The sequence below is a fragment of the Achromobacter insolitus genome (assembly GCF_002209555.1).
Lineage (GTDB): Bacteria > Pseudomonadota > Gammaproteobacteria > Burkholderiales > Burkholderiaceae_B > Achromobacter > Achromobacter insolitus.
This window is the reverse complement of the sequence record NZ_NJIF01000003.1, coordinates 973,747-993,033: the sequence shown is the minus strand read 5'-3', so window position 1 is coordinate 993,033 and position 19,287 is coordinate 973,747. Positions and strand designations below refer to the sequence as shown.

The following is a 19,287-nucleotide window of genomic DNA, read 5'->3' as shown; positions in this document are numbered from 1 at the left end:
CCAAAAGTAGATGAATGCACGGAAAGTATGAAACAAGCGGGGAGCCCAACGCAATAGCGCGGCCTGGTTGCCCAGCGCCGCGATGACCGCGCTTGATTATGCGCGGCCGGGGTCAGTCAAATACATCGAAAAGCACATCGGCCACCACGGCGGTGGCCACCGCGACCAGAATGAGGTCCGACCCCGCGACTCGCCACTCATAGCCTGGGTAGACGGGAAGCCGTGCAAGCATCGGGCCCGGAACCATTTTCTTGGCAATTCCCGGGGGCAGAGGCTTGCCGCGGGCGAGGTTTTTGCGGATGCCTGGCGGCAGCGAGCCGTAGCCCGACAACCCATACTCTTGCGCGTAGCCTCGGGCGGTCGAAATGGTGATGCCGGCATGGCGCAAGCTCACATTGACGTCGCCGGAATTGCTGCCGCTTCCTTTGGACGAGTTGCCATTTCCACTATTGCCTTTGCCCGAGCCGCCGCCTTTGTTGCCGTTGCCATTGCTATTGCCTTTGCCATTGCCTTGTCCTTGGCCGGCATTGTCAGGCTTGCCTTTGCCTTCGGGAGGGGCGGCCATGGCGCCGCCGGCAACGAACATGCAGCAGATGGCTGCGGTGAGGATTTTCTTGGCGATCATGCGGCTCATGGATGGCTCCTGCTCAGCCCTTGGGGCGATGAGCGGATTCTAGGGCGGCCTAGTCTTTTGGTGTAGCAGCCCATTTGATATAGATGTAAGCGGGGCTATGGTTGGCGAGCCGCGAGGCGCGGATTTCCGGGCAAGCCGGCCTGCCTCAAGTTGCGCTGAAAAATCGTTGATATGTGAGCGTCTATGTCCAGTGGACCAGGGGCCCATGCTGGAGCGATCCCGTCGGAGAGCGATATAGCTTGGTATACAAAATGTTCTACTTTTTGCGGTTTCCTAATGACTGGGCGTCGAAGGGCCTCTACGCTCCGCTAACAGTTTCCTGAATGGAGAGGAGTATGAAGCCCCTTGATTTGGAACAGGTTTCTCCTGGCGTGGCCGGCATGCCCGGCGCCCCCATCGTTGGCTGGCTGCTGGATGGGCCGCAACCCGAATTCACGGATGTCGTGAGCGTCGCCCGCCAATGGATGGCGGACGGCCAGCGCGTATCAGAGGTGGTGCGGGCGCAGGATTACCGGGGGGCGCCCATGACGGGCCCGGGACGTAGCGTGGCGCGCGCCTGCGCCATTGCAGGCCGGCGCTAGCGCGAAGGGTGTCCATCATGAGAACCGGAGTGATCAGGCTCAACGGCCACCAACTCGAATATGAACTCAGGCCGCTGGCCGCCCAGCAAGGTTACGAGGCCTGGGTGCGCACCGCGCCTGGCCGTGACTGGACCAGGATAGGCGTGGGCGACTCCGCCTTCGTGACGGAGGACGCCGCGCTCAAGGGCATCAAGTACGCCGCCGTCGAAATCAGCGCGCGGCGCCTTCAGGCCTGACGGATCAGCCCTTAATCAATCAGCCTTTTACCAATCAGCCCTTTACCAACCCGCCGTCGACGATCAGGTTCTGGCCCGTCACCGCGCGAGACCAGGGGCTGGCGAAGAACAGCACGGCGTCGGCGAATTGCTCGGGCGTCGTGACTTCGCGCAGCGGCGTGCCCGCGGCAATCATGTCGAAAACCACGTCAGGGGTTGCCGCGGAGGCGTCGGTGGTGCGCAGCAAGCCGCCCGACACCATGTTCACGGTGATACCGTCCGCGCCCAGTTCGTGCGACAGCGTCCGTGTGAAAGCCAGTAGCGCGGCCTTGGCCGCCGTGTAGTCGTGGTATGGCACCACCGGATTCTGGACCAGATTGGTGCCTACATTGACGATGCGTCCATAGCCCGCGGCGCGCATGGCGGGTAAAGCGGCCTGAGTGGTGTTGAGCGCGGCGCGCACGCTGCCTTCCAGCTGCGCATTCATATGCGTCCAGTCCAACGTGTCGGCGTGCGGTCGAGCGTCGCCATTGAACTGGAAGGCGGGCAGGGCGTTATTGACGACCGTGCCCACGGGCTGGCCGAAGTGTGCGCTGGCTTGGGCGAACATGGCGGCGACGGCAGCAGGGTCGCGCACGTCCGCCTGTACCGCCAGGGCGCGTTCGGGCGCCGTCGCCGCCAGGGCTTGCGCGCGGTCGGCGCTGTTCAGATAGTTGATGACCACCTTGGCGCCCTCGCGCAGGAAGGCGCGCGCAATGGCCGCGCCCAGGCCGCGGCTGGCGCCGGTGACGATGACGAGTTGCTGGTCCAGGTTCAGGGATGGGCGTTGCGATGACATGTTCAAAAGGCTTCCTGCTTAATGTTCCGAGCCGCTGTTCAGCATGCGGCTGCGGGCTTTTTCGATATGGGCGCGCATGACATTGCGCGCGCCCTCGGCATCCTGTTCCTGGATGAGCCGATAGATGTGGCGGTGTTCCTCGATGGCGGCGCGGGTGCGCTTCCAGGGCTGGCTGTGGACCAGATGGCGCATGACGTTGACGGCGTGGCTGACGTCGTACTCCAACGATTTCAGCACTTGCACGAAGCGCTGGTTGCTGGTGGCGGCCGCAATGGCGCGATGAAAGCCGTAGTCGTGATGGTGGGCGATGGCGCCTGAGGCATCGGCCTCTTCGTAGCCGGTCAGCATGCGGTCCATTTCGCGCAAGTCTTCGTCGGTACGGCGCAGGGCGGCCAGGAAGGCGCATTCGGGTTCGATCACCATGCGCAGCTCCAGGCCTTCCAGGATGTGGCCGACGCGGCGCGCGGGGTCCACCGCGGGCATGCCGCCCATCAGTTCCGGCTTGGCGCGCACATAGGTGCCCGAGCCGCGGATGGAATCCACCAATTGGTCCTCGCGCAACCGGTCCAGTGCCTGCCGCACGACGGGCCGCGACACCTCGAACAGCGCGGCGAGTTCGAGCTCCGTGGGCAGCTTGTTGCCGGGCGCGATCTTGCCGGTGGCGATGGCATAGAAGAGGCTTTCGTAGACGCGTTCGGCGAAGCGTTCGGCGCGCACATAGCCCAGGCCCGACGCCACTTCCGCCAGCACGTCCAATTCGGGACGGGGGCGGTTCACGGCTTCCAGCAGCGATTCAAGCTGCGGATCACGCACATTGCTCATCGGCGCTCCTACTCGTTTAGCCGGGCTTGTCAGTCGCCATGACAAATCCGGGGTGGCGCGGGGTGGCATTAAGCCCGCTGAATTATTAGGGATTACCCCAGGTCGTTGGAAAATATCCTGACTCTTGGGACAAAAGCTGTCAATCCAATTGACAAGTTGCCGGCCGCTCCCGTACCTTGGCTCGATACCAAAACGCGACTCGCGCGACACCGCGAGCGGCGCGGTTGCGGCCCCGAGCCGGCAGCCACGCCTGGAGACGAATCCATCCCGCAACCGGCCGTCCGGCCGCTACTTTACTCCGCACATCGTGACTCAGAAGAACTTTATCGCCAACCAATGGGTGGCCGCCGCCACCGGTGAAACCATTCCCGTCCTGAACCCGTCCGATGGCAAGCCCTTCGAGGCGATCGCCCGCTCGGGCGCCGCGGATGTGGACCGCGCCGTCACTGCAGCGCGGGAAGCGTTTGAGGGCGAGTGGGGCCAGATGGCCCCCGCCGCGCGCAGCCGCCTGTTGATGCGCATCGCCTTCGCGCTGCTGGACCGCCAGGAAGAGCTGGCGCAGCTGGAGTCGGCCGACACGGGCAAGCCCATCAAGCAGGCTCGCGCCGACGCCGCCGCCGTGGCCCGCTATTTCGAGTTCTATGCCGGCGCGGTCGACAAGCTGCACGGCGAAACCATCCCCTACACCCCCGGCTTCACCGTGCTGACGGTGCGCGAGGCGCACGGCGTCACCGGCCACATCGTGCCGTGGAACTACCCCTTGCAGATCTTCGGCCGCAGCGTGGGCGCGGCGCTGGCCGCAGGCAACGCGTGCGTGGTCAAGCCGGCGGAGGATGCCTGCCTGTCGCTCTTGAAGCTGGCGGAAATCGCCTCCGACGCGGGCCTGCCCGCCGGCGCCCTGAACATCTGCACGGGCTATGGCCATGAAGCCGGCGCGGCGCTGTCCGCCCATCCGGGCATCGACCACATCTCCTTCACCGGCTCGCCGCAAACGGGCAAGATGGTGGCGCACGCCGCCGCGGAAAACCACGTGCCGGTAACGTTGGAGCTGGGCGGCAAGTCGCCCCAGATCGTGTTCGACGATGCCGACCTGGACGCCGCCATGCCTGTGCTGCTGGCCGCCATCATCCAGAATGCCGGCCAGACCTGCTCGGCCGGCAGCCGTGTGCTGATCCAGCGCGGCGTATACGAGACCGTGCTCAAGCGCCTGTCCGACGCATTCTCGGCCACGGTCACCGGTCCGGCCGCGGCCGATCTGGACGTGGGTCCGCTGATCAACGCCCGCCAGCAGGACCGCGTGCGCGGTTTCCTGGCGGAAGCCGAGGCCGACGGCCTGAAGGTTGCGGCGCGCGGCAAGCTCAAGGAAGGCACGCCCGAGGCCGGCTTCTACCAGCCGCCCGTGCTGTTCCGCGACGTCCCGCCCAACAGCCGCCTGGCGCAGGAAGAAGTCTTCGGCCCCGTGCTGGCCGCGATGGTGTTCGACACCGAGGAAGAGGCGCTGGAAATCGCCAACGGCACGCTGTATGGCCTGGTGGCTGGCGTCTGGACCCGCGACGGCGGCCGTCAGTTGCGCCTGGCGCGCAAGCTGCGCGCCGGCCAGGTGTTCGTCAACAACTATGGCGCCGGCGGCGGCGTGGAACTGCCCTTCGGCGGTTCGCGCCAATCGGGCTACGGCCGCGAAAAGGGCTTTGAAGCGCTGTATGGCTTCACCACCCTGAAGACGATCGCCATCCGCCACTGATCCTGGCGCGCGGGTCGCGCGGCCCCTGGCAAAATATCGGTTAACGTTGATGTTTTGCTTCAGGGGCGCGCCGCCCCGCATTCAGGATCCGTATGTTCACCGGTATTGTTCAAGGCACCGCGAAGATCGCCAAGATCGCGGATCGCGAAGGCCTGCGCACTTTCACTCTGGATTTCCCCCCTGGTTTCTGCGTGGACCTGGCCATAGGCGCCAGTGTGTCGACGGATGGCGTTTGCCTGACCGTCACCGAGATCCTGTCCGAGAACCAGGCGACCTTCGACGTCATGCTGCAAAGCCTGGCCATTACCACTCTGGGCAGCTACCACGAGGGCGACCGCGCCAACGTGGAACGCGCCGCCAAGGACGGCGCCGAGATCGGCGGCCATCCTTTGTCCGGCCATGTCGATTTCACGTCCGAAGTGGTGATGGTGAAGTCCTCGGATACCAACCGACTGATGCGCTTCAGCATTCCGGAGGCTTTCCGCAAGTACGTGTTCGCCAAGGGCTATATCGCCATCAATGGCGCCAGCCTCACCGTATCGGAAGTCAATCGCGCCGAAGGCTGGTTCGAGGTCTGGCTGATTCCCGAAACCCGCCGCATGACGGTGTTCGAAGACAAACAGGTGGGCGATTTCGTCAATATCGAGATCGAGCGCAGCACGCAGGTGGTGGTCGATACCGTGCGCGAAACGGTCCAGGAAAGCCTGGGCAAGCTGCAGCCGCTGCTGGAAGCCATCCTGAAGGAAAAGGGCCTGACGCTGGAGGATTTCGTCAGCCCGCAGCCCAAGCTCAAGTAAGCCGCCGCGCCCAAAGGGGCGGCGCGCCGCCCGTCAGCCGGAAAGCCGTGCCGATGTCAGGTCGGTCAGCACGCCGTTTTCCAGCGCGACCATCGTCAACCTGTCCACCGAGCCGCGGATTTCCAGCCCGCCCTGGTTCAGTTCGTCGCACAGCGATTTCATCAGCGCGCGGTTGGTGGAAGACCCAATGGTGATGTGCGGCACATAGGGAATGTCCAGGCGCAGGGTCGGCGCGAGCACCTGGCGGTACAAGGCATCGTGCAGGCGGGACAGCGAGCTGTAGCCTTCGTCGGGAACCAGGTACGCATATGCGTGCGCCGCGTCCGCGCCCAGCATGGCGTAGCGGCATGCGAAGCTGATAGGACCTTGCTTGCGGGCCACTTCTTCAAGGTGCAGCAAGTAGGCCTGTTCGTCGATGCCGGCGCAACCAAACGCCATCGTGAAATGCGCTTTGGCGAGCGGGTGCTGGCCATCATGCTGCCGCCGGAATGCTTCGATGAAGTCGGAGTCCGGCGCGCCGAGGCAGGGGTAGGCAAATGTGAAGAACTTCTTCATGCCGCCAGTCTGCCACCGCAACGCCCGAAAGCCAAACCGCGGCGGCGCGCGGTTTGGCTGGACTCAATAGGAGAACGGCTTGCCTTGCGGACGCACGCGGATTCCGGGTTGCAGCCGGGTCCAGGGAAGGTCGGCCGGATCGGCCTGCATGGGGCCGGGCGCCTTGGCCACCAGGACCTCATGGGCGATGGGCTGGAAATCCGCGCGGAAGTGCACCGAACTCTTCACGACCAGTATCGCCATTTCCTCGGGCTGCACCCCGCCCACGCGGAACAGGTTGCGGTCCAGCATCTGCGATTTGGTGGCGCTGACCACCACCCGCACGCCGCCGATGCGCAGGCCCGCCACCGCTTCCAGATCCACGTCCATGCCGTTCATCATCGGCCCGTCAAAGCGCAGCTTGCCAGGTGACAGCGTCTCGACCTCGAACTCGCCTTCGAAAGCCGAGTCGCCCGCCACGCCCGACTGGCCGCCCAGGCGTAGCCGCAGCTTGCTGCCGACCCCGGCCGCGCGGGCCTGGCGCACCGCTTCCGGGTCGTAGAACAGCCCCAGGGCGGCGTTCTGGGCATTGGCTTGCACCAGGGCGCGCAGCATCCCCGTGGTGTTGGCGTCGCCGCCGGCGCCCGGATTGTCCTGTGTGTCGGCGATGACCACGGGACGCGACGCGCCCGCCGCCAGCGCCTGCGCGCGCCGCACGGCTTCGGCGGGTTCGAGGAAGTCGGGCGACCATTGCGGTTCCAGTTCCAGCACGCGCTGATATAGGGTTTCGGTCACGCTTTCGACCGCCGCCGCATCCGTCCCGTAGGCCCACACTACCGGACCGCATTCGGGGAAGTCCGCCGCCGGAAAGCCGGGAGCGAACGAGATGGAGGCGACCCCCGGCGTTTGCTCCAGCCGCTCGAGCAGTTCATACACGCCTTGCGAGGGTTGCAGCATCGTGCACATGCCGTTGATCGGAATCAGGAACGGCAGGCGGCGCTGGCTGCGGCGCCAGTGGTCGCCCGCTGCGATGCGCGCCTGCAGCAGACGCGCCGCGTGCTCGCCGGTCGTGGCCATGTCCACGTGCGGGTAGGTGCGGAACGCGGCCAGGCCATCGGCTTCCTGGAGCATCTGCGCGGTGACGTTGGCGTGCAGGTCCAGGCTGGCGATCACCGGTACATCGGGGCCCACGATCTGGCGCATGCGCGCCAGCAGTTCGCCTTCGCCGTCGTCCACGTGTTCGGCGACCATGGCGCCGTGCAGGTCGAGGTAGACCGCATCGTAGGACCCACTGCGGGCTGCCTCCAGGATTTCGCCGGCGATCCGTTCGTAGGCATCGCGGGTGACGTGCGCCGAGGGGCTCGCGCCCGCCCAGATGACGGTTTCCACCGTATGGCCTTCGGCCAGCACCGCGTTGATGAAGCCGCCCGCGGGAATGTTGACCTCGCGCAGCGCCAGCATGTCCTTGCCGCGCACCATGGCCGGAAAGCCTTCGCCTCGCACGAAGTTTTCATAGCCGGCCTTCGAGGGCGCGAAGGTGTTGGTTTCATGCTGGAAGCCAGCAACCAGAATATGCATGATCGTTTCCTGTGGGTGGGGACTTCAGGCGCGGGCGGGCGCGGAACGGGGCGGACGATTGACCAGCAGGAGCAAGGCTCCCGCCACCAGCAAGGCGGAAATCACATACAGGCCGCCTGCCAGCGTGCCGGTGGCCTCCTTGGACCAGCCGATGATCGACGGGCTGAGGAATCCGCCCAGCAGGCCGATGCTGTTGATGAGGGCGATGCCGCCGGCCGCAGCCTCTCCTTTCAGGTATTGCGAAGGAATCGCCCAGAATACCGTGTAAGAGGCCCACATGAAGCCCGTGGCCAGTGTGATGGCCGTCAGGGATAGCGCGAATTGCGTCGGCGCCGCGGTAGCGATGCACAGGGACACGCCGGCAAGCAGAGCGGGCACCAGGGTGTGCCAGCGCCGTTCCTGCATGCGGTCGGAGCTGCGTGCGAACCACAGCATGAAGACGGCCGCCGCGATGTACGGGATGGCGGAGTACAGGCCGATCTCCATGGTGTCCCGCACGCCCGCCAGCTTGAGCAGCGTGGGCAGCCAGAAGCTGACGGCATAAATGCCGCAGATCAGGCAGAAGTACGTCAGGGCCATGCCGTAGATGACGGGGTCGCGCAGTACCTGCTTGAAGGCATGCTTCTGGTGCGTGCCCCGGGTCTCCAGGTCGGCCGCCAGCAGCGCCTTTTCCTCGGCGCTGAGCCAGCGTGCCTCGGTGGGCTTGTCATCCAGGTAGCGGTAGGCGACCACACCCAGAAGCACACAGGGCAAGCCTTCCAGCAGGAACATCCACTGCCAGCCGTCCAGGCCGTGCGCGCCAGAGAACGCGGTCATGATCCAGGCCGACACGGGGCCGCCGACGATACCGCCGATCGGACCCGCCAGCATCACCACCGCCATGACGCCGGCCATGCGCGACTGCGAGTACCAGTAGGTCAGGTAGAAAATCATGCCGGGCGCGAAGCCGGCTTCGAAGACCCCCAGCATGAAGCGCAGGACGTAGAAGCTCCATTCCCCCTGCACGAACAGCATCGAGGCCGAGGTCAGACCCCACAGCACCATGATGCGGCTGATCGTGCGGCGCGCGCCGATGCGGGTCAGCAGCAGATTGCTGGGCACTTCGAAGAGCACGTAGCCGAGGAAGAAGATGCCGGCGCCCAGGCCGTAGACGGCGTCGGAAATCCCGATGTCTTGCTGCATCTGCAGTTTGGCGAAGCCGATGTTGATGCGGTCCAGGTAGGCGAACACGTAGCAAAGCAGCAAGAAGGGCAGCAGGCGCCACGTGATCTTGCGGTATAGCGGTGCCAGGCGCGGGTCCGCGCCCGGCGTGGTCGGATGTGGCATTGCAATGTCTCCTCGCGCGGGTCTGGCGCCCGCGGTTGCTGGGGTTGGCGCTGGCAGCCCGATGGCTGCCGGGCCGCCATTATTGGAAGACTGCGGCGTTCCGAACAATGACCAGGGTGATAAATTATCGTTGCCCTATGGGCAACGCTGGGTTCATCTTCAACCGGCGCCGACGAGCGCCCCAGGAACGCGGGTATGCAGGAAATCAGCCAGGTTCGCCTGAAGTACTTCAACGAGGTCATGGCCTGCGGCTCGATACGAGGCGCCGCGGACAAGCTGGATACGGCGGCCTCCGTCATCAGTCGGCAGATACAGCTGCTTGAAAAAGAGCTGGGCGTGCAGTTGTTCGAGCGGCGTTCGCGCGGGCTGACGCCCACCGAGGCGGCCGACATGCTGCTGGAATACCACCGCGGGTGCCGCGCCCAGCAGGAGCATCTGAACGCGCGCCTGCAGGAATTGCGCGGCATGCAGCGCGGCAATGTGCAGCTGATGATCAGCGAGGGGTTCATCGACGGCCTGATGGAGCACGTGATGGGGCCGTTCTGCATCGAGTATCCGCAGATCAACATCAGCGTCAATGTGGGCTCTGTGAACGAAGTGGTCGAAGCGGTGGCGACGGATGCAGCCCACATCGGGTTGGCCTACAACCCGCCGGTGGACCCGCGGCTGCGCTGTCGCGCCAGCCGCAAGCATCCGGTGTGCCTGCTGGCAGGCCGAGGCCACGCCCTGGCCTCGCGGCGAGACCCGCTGACCATCGCGGACATCCTGCCGTATCCCTTCGCCCTGATGTCCGCTCCCTATGGCTTGCGCCAGGCGGTGGACCTGCTGGAATTCACGGAGCGCATACATCTGACGCCCAGCCTCACCACCAATTCGTTGCGCGTGCTCAAGCAGTACGCGATGACGGGGGCTGGCGTGACCTTGATGCCCAACCTGGGCGTGCACCATGAACTGGCAAGCGGCGAGCTGGTAGCGCTGCCCATCGCGCATCCCATCTTGAGCGCGCCTGAATGCCAGATGCTGCTGCGGCTGGGCCGTCCGCTGTCGTCCGCCGCGAACGAAGTGGCGCGGCGGATCGAGTTGCGCCTGCCGGCGTTTGCCGGCTCCTGAGACGAGCGGCGTTCAGAACGAGGCCCAGTCGGGATCTTCGGCTTTGCCCGCGGTAGCTGCGCTCAGGGCTGGCGTGGCTGCGCGCGGGCTGCGGGCCGGGCGCTCATTGGCGGCGGATTTGGCCGGGGCGGCGTGGTGTAACGCCGCAGAGGTGGATCTGCCCACTTGTTGCGCGGACACATCGATGACGTCCGAGGCGTTGATCTTGAAGATGCTGACCGCCTTGCGCAGCCCCTCCGCCTGCTCTTCCAGCGACCCGGAGGCCGCTGCGGCCTGTTCGACCAGTGCGGCGTTCTGCTGGGTGACTTCGTCCATCTGCGAGACCGCGCGGTTGACTTGTTCGATACCGGTGGCCTGTTCTTCGGATGCGGCGCTGATTTCGCCCATGATGTCGGCCACGCGGCTTACGGATGAGACGATGTCCTGCATGGTGGAGCCGGCCTGCTCCACCTGGCCGGACCCCGCTTCGACGGCGGTGGCGGCATCGGTGATCAGCAATTTGATTTCCTTGGCGGCCTGGGCGCTGCTTTGCGCCAGCGACCGCACTTCGCCTGCGACCACGGCGAAGCCCTTGCCCTGGTCGCCCGCGCGGGCGGCTTCCACGGCGGCGTTCAAGGCCAGGATGTTGGTCTGGAAGGCAATGCCGTCGATCACCGAGACGATTTCCACGATCTTGCCCGAGCTGGTGGTGATGCCTTGCATGGTGCGGACGACTTCCGCCACGGCCGCGCTGCCGCGTTGCGCCACGTCGGAGGCGGTGGCTGCGAGTTGGTTCGCCTGGCGCGCGTTGTCCGCGTTCTGCTTGACCGTGGCTGCCAGTTCTTCCATGGAGGCGGCGGTTTCCTCCAGGGAGGCGGCCTGCTGTTCGGTGCGGCTGGACAGGTCCTGGTTGCCGGCGGCGATCTGGTGCGCGCCCACGGTGATTTCTTCCACGCCCCGATGGACTGCGGACACGGTGCGGGTCAGGCTTTCCTGCATGCGCTTGATGGACGCGAACATCTGTCCGATTTCGTTGCTGTTGCGAACGTCGACGCGGCCGGTGAAGTCGCCTTCGGCGATTTTCTCGAAGCAGGCGCCGGCTTCCTGCAGCGGGCGCAAGACCACGCCGCGCATGAACAGCCAGGCCAGCAGTGTCAGGCCGAGGGAAATCGCGATCATGGCGAGGACCACCGTGCGGGCGCGTTTGTAATCGACCTGCGCATCATCGACCATGGCGGTGGTCGCCTTGTCGAGGAAATCCAGGAACCGCATGGCCGCGGCGTTGAAGGTGAGGGTGACGCTGCGCGAATCCGCCTCCAGCGAGCGGAAGGCGTCCAGATCGCGGAGCGTGAGCGCGCGTATTTGCGCATTGGTGACGTCGCGGTAGCCTTTCGTGGCTTTTTCTAGTTCGGCAACCAGGCTGTCGGTGCCTTCCAGATGCGGATCCCTGATGAAGGCATCCAGCCGGGCATTGGCATCGGACTGGAGATCGATCGAGGCTTTCAGTTCGTCAGCCGCGTCCTTGTGCTGCTGCAGTTCCAGGTCCATGAAACTGTTGGCGAGCAGCACGCGCGCGCGCAGCAATAGCAGGTAGGCATTGTTGAGCTCGGTGGCCTGTAGCGAGTAGGCGTCGTTGACGTGGGCCAGGTTGCGGTTGCTGGTGCTGAGGCTCAGCCACGAGGTGCCGTTGGACACCAGCATGGTGCCAGACAACAGGAAGAGCAGTGCGAGTATGCAGGTGCGCACTTTCAAGTCTCGGAGCATTACGTTTCCTTATGGAAAAACAGACGCCGGTGGCGTCTGCGCGGGAATGCTGGCGGCGTGCCGGCAGCGGGTCAGGTATGGGGGCGGGGGCGCACCTTTTCCCAGATGTCGGCTGGAATAAGGGAGGCGAGCCATGCTTCGCGCTGTTGCAGGATGTCGTCGCCTTGGAGCGTGCCGAGAGCCTGGACGAAATCGCCTTCGATGGAGCCGCAGAGCGATTGCTCGATATGGGATTGCAGTTCGGGCACGCGGTAGAGCGCGGCGTGCACGCCGATCATTACGGTGCGCAGGGCTTCCAGCTGCGCATGGCTGAGAGCGACGGCGTGAGCCAGCTTGTGCACGGTGTCTGCCAGAGTCAGTAGAAGATCCCGTTCCTTGAGTTCCATGGCGTCAGCCCTCCTCATGCGTGCGGCCGGCGCCGGAACGGGAACGCCTGAAGCTCGTAATCAGTAAAAAATAGCGAATATTGGAAACATAATGCGTCATCGATCCCAGTAGAGCGATAGGACATTTCCGAAAGAGGGGGGAGACACTGCGAATAAAATAGATACACGTTTGGAGGTATCTATGTCGGTCATTTCCGATATCAAAATCCGCCCGCTGGAGCGCGGCGACCTGCACTTCGTGCACAAGATCAACAACAACGACGTCATCATGCGTTATTGGTTCGAAGAGCCTTACGAGGCCTACGACGAACTCGTTGCCCTGTATGACCGCCACTTGCATGACCAGAACGAGCGGCGTTTCATCATCGAGCATGACACCGGCCAGCCGGCAGGCCTGGTCGAATTGGTGGAAATCGATTACATCCACCGTCGCGCCGAGTTCCAGATCATCATCGCGCCCAGCTACCAGGGCCGTGGCTACGCCAAGGCGGCGACCCGCATTGCGGTTGGCTACGCATTTCGCGTGCTGAACCTGCATAAGGTCTATCTGGTGGTGGACAAGGACAACACCGCGGCCGTGCATATCTACGAACGCTGCGGCTTCCAGATCGAAGGCCTGCTGAAGGAAGAGTTCTTCTCCAACGGCGCCTACCGCGATGCCTATCGCATGGCCTTGCTGCAGCGCGACCATCTGCGCGATGTGGGGCCTGGCGCCCCGGATGCGCCGGTGCTGCGCGACTGGCCGCAAGAAGAACAGGCCGGCTGAGGCCGGCGCGCTGCCTGCGCCGCAAGGGCGCAGGCTTCTCGGGTGTCAGTGGGCGGCAGGCGCCGCCCGCAGCAACCGCAGACCGTTGGCCACCACCAGCAGGCTTGCGCCTACGTCGGCGAAGACGGCCATCCACAGCGTGGCGTTGCCGGTCATGGCCAGGGCCAGGAACACGGCCTTGATGCCCAGCGCCAACACAATGTTCTGTACCAGCACGCGGTGTGTGGCGCGCGACAGCCGCAGGAAGGTGCCGATCTTGCGCAGGTCGTCGTCCATCAGGGCCACGTCGGCCGTTTCGATGGCAGTGCCGGTGCCCGCCGCGCCCATGGCGAAGCCGATGTCGGCGCGGGCCAGGGCGGGCGCGTCATTGATGCCGTCGCCCACCATGCCCACGCGGCCGCCCGCCGCCAGCTTGCTTTCGATGGCGGCCAGCTTGTCTTCGGGCAGTTGATCGCCGCGCGCTTCGTCGATGCCGACTTGTTGCGCAATGGCCTGCGCCGTGGGCGTGTTGTCGCCCGTCAGCATCAGCGTGCGCACGCCCAGCGCATGCAGGTCGGCGATGGCGGTGGCGCTGGTCGGCTTGACGGTGTCGGCCACGGCGGCCACGGCCAGCACGCGGCTGCCGTCACTCAAGGCGATGGCGCTCTTGCCCTGGCGTTCCAGCTCGTCCAGGCGCGCTTCCAGCTTGGGGCTGGACACGCCCAGCTCGCGCATCAGCCGGCGGTTGCCCAGCTGGAAGGTCACGCCGTCCAGTGCCGCGCTGACGCCGCGGCCGGGCAGGGCGGTGAATTCCTGCACGTCCAGCAATGCCGCGCCGGTGTCGCGCGCGGCATTGGCCACGGCCAGCGATACGGGGTGGTCGGAACGCGCCGCCAGGCTGGCCGCGACCAGCGCGGCCGGATGGCGGGTCTGGTCGGACACGTCCCAATCCTGGATGTCGGTCTGCACCGGCTTGCCATGCGTGAGCGTGCCGGTCTTGTCCAGCGCCAGCCATTTCAGGTTGCGGCCTTCTTCGAGGTACACGCCGCCCTTGACCAGGATGCCGCGGCGCGACGCGCCGGTCAGTCCGCTGACGATGCTGACCGGCGTGGAAATGACCAGGGCGCAGGGGCAGGCGATGATCAGCAGCGCCAGGGCGCGGTAGATGGCGTCGAACCAGGGCTGGTCCCACAGCAGGGGCGGCAGCACCGCCACCAGCAGCGCGATGCCCACCACGGCGGGCGTATAGATGCGGGAAAAGCGGTCGATGAAGCGCTGCGTGGGCGCCCGGGCGCCTTGGGCCTGTTCGACGGCATGGATGATGCGCGCCAGCGTGGTGTTTCCCGCCGCCGCGGTGACCCGGTACTCGAAGGAGCCTGCCGCGTTCACCGTGGCCGCGTAGACCGGATCGTCCTGCGTTTTTTCCACCGGCAGGCTTTCGCCCGTGATGGGGGACTGGTCCACGGCAGAGCTGCCGCTGACGATGATGCCGTCGGCGGCGATGCGCTCGCCCGGACGCACTCGGACGATGTCACCCGCTTGCAGTTTGGCGGCGGGTACTTCCAACCATTGGCCATTTGCCTGCTGCACGGTGGCCGTTTCCGGCGCCAGGTCCAGCAGTCCGCGCACGGCATTGCGTGCCCGGTCGAGGGAACGGGCTTCGATCAGTTCGGCCACGTTGAACAGGAACATCACCATGGCCGCTTCGGGCCATTGTCCGATCAGCACGGCGCCGGTGACGGCGATGCTCATCAGGGCATTGATGTTGAGGTTGCCGTTGCGCACGGCGATCCAGCCCTTGCGGTAGGTGCTGACGCCGCAGGCCAGGATGGCGGCCACCGCCAGGGCTGCGGTGACGCCTAGCGGCCAGCCCGCGAAGTGGGACAGTTCCGACAGCGCGGCCAGCACGCCCGCGCCTCCGATGAGCCACCAGTTCACGGGCTTCGCGGCGGGAGCGGGCGTGCCGGGAGCACTATCGGCCAGGGGCTCGGGCGTCATGTCCAGCGACTTGATGGCGGCCATGATGCGGTCCAGCGCACCTTCGGCGTGCACCACCGTCAGGACGCGCTGCATCAGGTTGAAGTCCAGCGCATGCACGCCGTCCAGGTTGTCCAGCTTTTTGCGGATCAGCGTTTCCTCGGTGGGGCAGTCCATCTGGCCGATGCGCAGGCGTGCCAGCGCTTGGCCGGGGCCGGCGGTGAGCGTGGCCGCGCCGGAGCCGGAAATGCTGAAGGGCTGGCCGCCTTCGCCGTGGCCGCAGCAGCTCCCGGCGGCGTGGCTGTGGGCATGGGCGTGGGGATGATCGTGACCGTGGGCCGTGTGGTCGTGGCTGGCGTGATCGTGGCTGGAGTGGTCGTGGCCGGCGTGAGCGTGTGCGTCGTGATGGGGATGGCTGCCATTGTCATGCGCGGCATGGTCGTGGCTGGCATGAACCTGTTCGTTCTTGGCAGGCGCGCCGCAGGTGTCGTGCGCGCAGCAGGCGCCGTCTTGCCCGTCGGGCATATGTTCGTGTTTTTTGACCGGAGGTAAAGACATCGTCCTCTGCCTTGAAATAAGCTGATGTCGCTATTCCACACCTTGGAGTTACTATAGGGTCAACCCCCTATATCAATCGGATGCGATCCGGGAGGCAGCGATGCGTATCGGCGAATTGGCCACAGCGGCCGGAACCACGGTCGAAACCGTCAGGTATTACGAGAAAGAAGGGCTGTTGCCGGCCCCGGACCGGGGCCTGAACAACTACCGCAGCTATGGACAGGCCCATCTGGAGCGGCTGCGCCTGATCCGCAATTGCCGCGCGCTGGATATGACGCAGGACGAAATCCGGGCCATTTTGTCGCTGGCGGATAACCACCAGAGCGGTTGCGGTCCTATCAATGAGCTTTTCGACGAACACATCTCCCATGTGGACGAGCGCATCGCCGAACTGACCCAGCTCAAGACGCAGTTGACCGACCTGCGCCAGCGTTGCCTGTCGGCGCGGCCCGACACGGAAGACTGCGGCATTCTGCACGGCCTGAGCGAAATGCAGGTGGAAGAGCGCCAGGAACGGCACACGCACCTCGGCTGAGCATGGCGGATCCGGGCAAAGCCCCTTAATGGCGGCTTCCGAGCCCCCGCACGACCTATTGACGGTGAAGGGCCTGGAGCAGGCCCTAGGGAAAACCCGCCGCGCCAAACGCGCGGCGGTGTCTTGTTATGCCTGATCTCAGCATGTAAGATGTCCAACATCCAACAAATAATGACTTGCATCCCGGGTTCACACCATGGGGCGCCGGGCAGAGAGGCAGACAAGCATGGATTCCAAGCCATTGGGCAGATTTACCGTTCTGGACCTGACGCGGGTGCGTTCCGGCCCCGCCGCCGTGCGCCAGTTCGCGGATTGGGGCGCCACCGTCATCAAGATAGAAGAGCCGGGCGACGAGCAGGACGACAAGCCGGGCGGCTCCGCCCAGTTCGCGGACTACCAGAACACGCATCGCAATAAGCGCAGCGTCACGCTGAACCTCAAGCATCCGCAGGGGCGGGCGCTGTTCCTGGACCTGGTGCGCCAGGCTGACGTGGTGGTTGAAAACTACCGGCCGAACGTCAAGTTCAAGCTGGGCATCGACTATGAGACGCTGCGCGAGGTCAATCCGCGCATCGTCTACGCCAGCGTCTCCGGCTTCGGGCAGGACGGCCCTTATGCCGGCCGGCCGGGGCTGGATCAGATCGCGCAGGGCATAGGCGGACTGATGTCGGTCACGGGCGAACCCGGCCGTGGACCCATGCGGGCCGGAATTCCGGTGGCGGACCTGACCTCGGGCCTGTTTTGCGCCATAGGCATCTTCATCGCACTGCTGGAACGCGAGGTGTCGGGGCAGGGCCAGTGGGTGCAGACCTCGCTGCTGCAATCGCAGGTCTGGATGATGGATTTCCAGGCGATGCGCTGGCTCATGAATGGCGAGGTGCCTGGCCAGAGTGGCAACGACCATCCCACCAGCAGCCCGACCGGCGTGTTCCCCACCCGCGACGGTTATATGAATATCGCGGCCATGGGCAACGACATCTACGCGCGGCTGTGCCGCGTGCTGGAACTGCCCGAACTGATCGAGGACGAGCGTTTTCTTTCGGTGCCGCTGCGTGCGCGCAACCGTCCCGCGCTGAACGCGGCGATCGGCGCGCGCACCGCCACCCGGCCCACCGCCGAGTGGATCGCATTGATGAATAAGGAGGGCGTGCCTTGCGGCCCGATCCTGGGCATGGACCAGACCTTCGAGGATCCGCAGGTGCGTCACCTGAAGCTCAGCCGCGAGATCCGGCACCCTGCGCTGGGGCCGATTTCGGTGGTGGGGCAGCCCATGATCCTGAGCCGATCGGCGCCCGGGGAAATGGCCCCCGCGCCGGAGCGCGGCCAGCACAATGGCGACGTGTACGGCGGCATGCTGGGCCTGGCGCCCGCCGACCTGCAACAACTGGCGCGCGAAGGCGTGATTTGAGGGCGACGCCCAGGCACCGAGGATAATATCGCCGCCAAGGCCGCCAGCGTATCCAGCGGCCCAGACGGAGACAGCCCCACATGAACGCCCCTTCCAACGCCGCTGCCGACCAGGTCTTTTCCAGCCTGGGACGCCCCGATAACCTGCCGGACGAGATCGCTTCGCAGATCCGCCAGAAGATCGTGCTGCGCGAATTCGAGCCCGGCCAGCGCCTGCCCACGGAGTTCGAGCTGGCGCAGATGTTCGCCGTCAGCCGCAACGTGGTGCGCGAGGCGATCGCGCGGTTGAAGCTGTCCGGTTATGTCGACACGCGGCGTGGCGTCGGTTCCTTTGTGGCGCAGGACGTGGGCACGCGTAATTTCGAGATCGCGCCCGAGGATCTGCTCCAGCCCGAACCGTTGGCGCACATAGTCCAGCTGCGGGTCGAACTGGAGTCCGGCGCGGCGGCGCAGGCGGCGCTGCACCGTACGCCCGAACAGATCGAAACCCTGCGCCAGGCCCTGCAACGGGTCGATGCCGCGGGCAATGACTGGCAGGCCGGCGCCGACCATGCGCTGGACTTCCACATGGCCGTGGGCGAGGCCACCAACAACCCGTATTTCGTGCGTCTGCTGGCGCACCTGCGACACGTATTTCGCGGCGCCGTGCGCACGCTGCGCTACACCAGCGCTGGCACCGAGCGCGTGCCTGAGATCGAGCGTGAACACCACCGTATCTTCGACGCCATCGTCGCCGGCGACAGCGAGGCCGCGCGCCTTGCCATGCGCGTGCACCTGACCAATGGCATTCAACGGCACCAGACAGTCATACAAGGAAAGCAACCGTGACCATCCAACGCATCCTGCAGGGCGACATCACCGACAACATCGTGGCTGAAAAGCGCGGCGCGATCGGCTGGCTGACATTCAACGATCCGCAGCGCCACAACGCGGTGTCCTTCGCGATGTGGGAAGCGGTGCCGGTCGTGCTGGAAGCTTTTCGCCGGGACCCCGAGATCCGGGCGGTGGTACTGCAGGGCGCGGGCGGCAAGGCGTTCGTCAGCGGCGCGAACATCTCGCAGTTCGACACGCTGCGCAGCGGCGAAGACGCCGTCGTGGAGTACGAGCGCGTGGCGGAAACGGCGCAGCTGGCGCTGTATGACTATGACAAACCCACGATTGCGTACATTCAGGGCTATTGCATCGGCGGCGGGCTGAACATCGCGCTGTGCTGCGACATCCGCATCGCGTCCGACAACAGCACGTTCGCCATTCCCGCCGGCAAGCTGGGCCTGGGCTACCGCCTGACCGCGATCCGCAACCTGGTGACCGCGGTAGGCCCGGCCAATGCGCTGGAGATCTTCCTGACGGCGGCGCGCTACGACGCGAACCAGGCCAAGGAGCTGGGGCTGATCCGCCGCGTGGCGCCGGCGGACGAGCTGCCCCAGGTGCTGGAAACCATGCTGTCCCAGATCCAGGCCAACGCGCCGCTCACGCTGCGGGCTGGCAAGAAGATGATCCGCCAGCTTCAACAGCTGGGGCCGGAGGTGGACGTGGAGGCCATGCGGCGCCTGGTGTTGCAGTGTTTCGAAAGCAATGACTACCGCGAAGGCCGCAAGGCGTTCGCGGAAAAGAGAGCGCCGGTCTTTACCGGCACCTGATCTCCGGCCGCGGGCCGGATTCCCTACGCGGCTTGCAGGTCCGCGCCGATGCCGGCGCGGCCGGGGGAGGCTTGCGTCCTGAATCCGCGTCCGGACCGGATCAACCCGGCCACCGATCCC

19 protein-coding genes are annotated in these 19,287 nt (G+C 65.4%); 10 read left to right on the top strand and 9 right to left on the bottom strand.

What is annotated here, in order from left to right:
• Positions 1 to 112 precede the first annotated feature (112 nt).
• On the bottom strand, positions 113 to 625 hold the full coding sequence (locus CEY08_RS14755; protein ID WP_088607723.1) for an anti-virulence regulator CigR family protein: 513 nt from the start codon (positions 623 to 625) through the stop codon (positions 113 to 115).
• 344 nt (positions 626 to 969) lie between these two features.
• On the opposite strand from CEY08_RS14755, the gene CEY08_RS14750 reads away from it, so the two are divergent.
• Both CEY08_RS14750 and CEY08_RS14745 read left to right on the top strand, forming a co-directional pair.
• Positions 970 to 1,215 carry a hypothetical protein gene (locus CEY08_RS14750; RefSeq protein WP_063642613.1) on the top strand — a complete coding sequence of 82 codons (246 nt, stop codon included), beginning with the start codon at positions 970 to 972 and terminating at the stop codon, positions 1,213 to 1,215.
• 17 nt (positions 1,216 to 1,232) lie between these two features.
• Positions 1,233 to 1,451 (top strand): hypothetical protein, encoded by a 219-nt coding sequence (locus CEY08_RS14745; RefSeq protein WP_126389639.1) that lies wholly within the window; start codon positions 1,233 to 1,235, stop codon positions 1,449 to 1,451.
• A 34-nt stretch (positions 1,452 to 1,485) separates the two neighbouring features.
• On the opposite strand, the gene CEY08_RS14740 is transcribed toward CEY08_RS14745, so the two are convergent.
• Positions 1,486 to 2,268, bottom strand: a complete 783-nt coding sequence (locus CEY08_RS14740; protein WP_076817619.1) for a 3-oxoacyl-ACP reductase — start codon at positions 2,266 to 2,268, stop codon at positions 1,486 to 1,488.
• Between the two features lie 18 nt (positions 2,269 to 2,286).
• Entirely contained in the window at positions 2,287 to 3,090 is an 804-nt protein-coding gene (locus CEY08_RS14735; RefSeq protein ID WP_076812840.1) for a FadR/GntR family transcriptional regulator, read from the bottom strand.
• 307 nt (positions 3,091 to 3,397) lie between these two features.
• Here CEY08_RS14735 and CEY08_RS14730 point away from each other — a divergent pair, with 307 nt between their 5' ends.
• Positions 3,398 to 4,831 carry an aldehyde dehydrogenase family protein gene (locus CEY08_RS14730; RefSeq protein ID WP_063642612.1) on the top strand — a complete coding sequence of 478 codons (1,434 nt, stop codon included), beginning with the start codon at positions 3,398 to 3,400 and terminating at the stop codon, positions 4,829 to 4,831.
• A 92-nt stretch (positions 4,832 to 4,923) separates the two neighbouring features.
• Entirely contained in the window at positions 4,924 to 5,628 is a 705-nt protein-coding gene (locus CEY08_RS14725) for a riboflavin synthase (protein ID WP_063642611.1), read from the top strand.
• Between the two features lie 33 nt (positions 5,629 to 5,661).
• Here CEY08_RS14725 and CEY08_RS14720 read toward each other — a convergent pair whose 3' ends face one another.
• From CEY08_RS14720 to CEY08_RS14710, 3 genes are all read right to left on the bottom strand, one after another.
• Positions 5,662 to 6,183, bottom strand: coding sequence for a 2'-5' RNA ligase family protein (locus tag CEY08_RS14720; RefSeq protein ID WP_076812843.1), 522 nt, complete (start codon positions 6,181 to 6,183; stop codon positions 5,662 to 5,664).
• A 63-nt stretch (positions 6,184 to 6,246) separates the two neighbouring features.
• Positions 6,247 to 7,740 (bottom strand): M81 family metallopeptidase, encoded by a 1,494-nt coding sequence (locus CEY08_RS14715; RefSeq protein WP_063960372.1) that lies wholly within the window; start codon positions 7,738 to 7,740, stop codon positions 6,247 to 6,249.
• Positions 7,741 to 7,764: 24 nt separating this feature from the next.
• On the bottom strand, positions 7,765 to 9,066 hold the full coding sequence (locus CEY08_RS14710; protein WP_076812846.1) for an MFS transporter: 1,302 nt from the start codon (positions 9,064 to 9,066) through the stop codon (positions 7,765 to 7,767).
• 195 nt (positions 9,067 to 9,261) lie between these two features.
• Here CEY08_RS14710 and CEY08_RS14705 point away from each other — a divergent pair, with 195 nt between their 5' ends.
• Positions 9,262 to 10,176, top strand: coding sequence for a LysR family transcriptional regulator (locus CEY08_RS14705; protein WP_076812849.1), 915 nt, complete (start codon positions 9,262 to 9,264; stop codon positions 10,174 to 10,176).
• Between the two features lie 12 nt (positions 10,177 to 10,188).
• Here the strand turns inward: CEY08_RS14705 and CEY08_RS14700 are convergent, their stop codons facing one another.
• Positions 10,189 to 11,919 carry a methyl-accepting chemotaxis protein gene (locus tag CEY08_RS14700; RefSeq protein WP_076812852.1) on the bottom strand — a complete coding sequence of 577 codons (1,731 nt, stop codon included), beginning with the start codon at positions 11,917 to 11,919 and terminating at the stop codon, positions 10,189 to 10,191.
• A gap of 71 nt (positions 11,920 to 11,990) precedes the next feature.
• A complete protein-coding gene (locus CEY08_RS14695) occupies positions 11,991 to 12,305 on the bottom strand; it encodes a hypothetical protein (protein WP_076812855.1) in 315 nt (104 codons plus the stop codon).
• A gap of 181 nt (positions 12,306 to 12,486) precedes the next feature.
• Here CEY08_RS14695 and speG point away from each other — a divergent pair, with 181 nt between their 5' ends.
• A complete protein-coding gene (gene speG / locus CEY08_RS14690; RefSeq protein WP_042793186.1) occupies positions 12,487 to 13,071 on the top strand; it encodes a spermidine N1-acetyltransferase in 585 nt (194 codons plus the stop codon).
• 45 nt (positions 13,072 to 13,116) lie between these two features.
• Here speG and CEY08_RS14685 read toward each other — a convergent pair whose 3' ends face one another.
• Entirely contained in the window at positions 13,117 to 15,585 is a 2,469-nt protein-coding gene (locus tag CEY08_RS14685; RefSeq protein ID WP_076812858.1) for a heavy metal translocating P-type ATPase, read from the bottom strand.
• A gap of 100 nt (positions 15,586 to 15,685) precedes the next feature.
• Here CEY08_RS14685 and cadR point away from each other — a divergent pair, with 100 nt between their 5' ends.
• The 4 genes from cadR to CEY08_RS14665 all read left to right on the top strand — a co-directional run bounded on the left by cadR (position 15,686) and on the right by CEY08_RS14665 (position 19,167).
• Positions 15,686 to 16,120 (top strand): Cd(II)/Pb(II)-responsive transcriptional regulator, encoded by a 435-nt coding sequence (gene cadR / locus CEY08_RS14680; protein ID WP_042793187.1) that lies wholly within the window; start codon positions 15,686 to 15,688, stop codon positions 16,118 to 16,120.
• A 226-nt stretch (positions 16,121 to 16,346) separates the two neighbouring features.
• Entirely contained in the window at positions 16,347 to 17,528 is a 1,182-nt protein-coding gene (locus CEY08_RS14675) for a CaiB/BaiF CoA transferase family protein (protein WP_063642606.1), read from the top strand.
• A gap of 80 nt (positions 17,529 to 17,608) precedes the next feature.
• Positions 17,609 to 18,355, top strand: a complete 747-nt coding sequence (locus CEY08_RS14670; RefSeq protein ID WP_076812860.1) for a FadR/GntR family transcriptional regulator — start codon at positions 17,609 to 17,611, stop codon at positions 18,353 to 18,355.
• Entirely contained in the window at positions 18,352 to 19,167 is an 816-nt protein-coding gene (locus CEY08_RS14665) for an enoyl-CoA hydratase (RefSeq protein ID WP_076812863.1), read from the top strand. The genes CEY08_RS14670 and CEY08_RS14665 overlap by 4 nt, the downstream gene beginning before the upstream one ends.
• Positions 19,168 to 19,287: the final 120 nt, after the last annotated feature.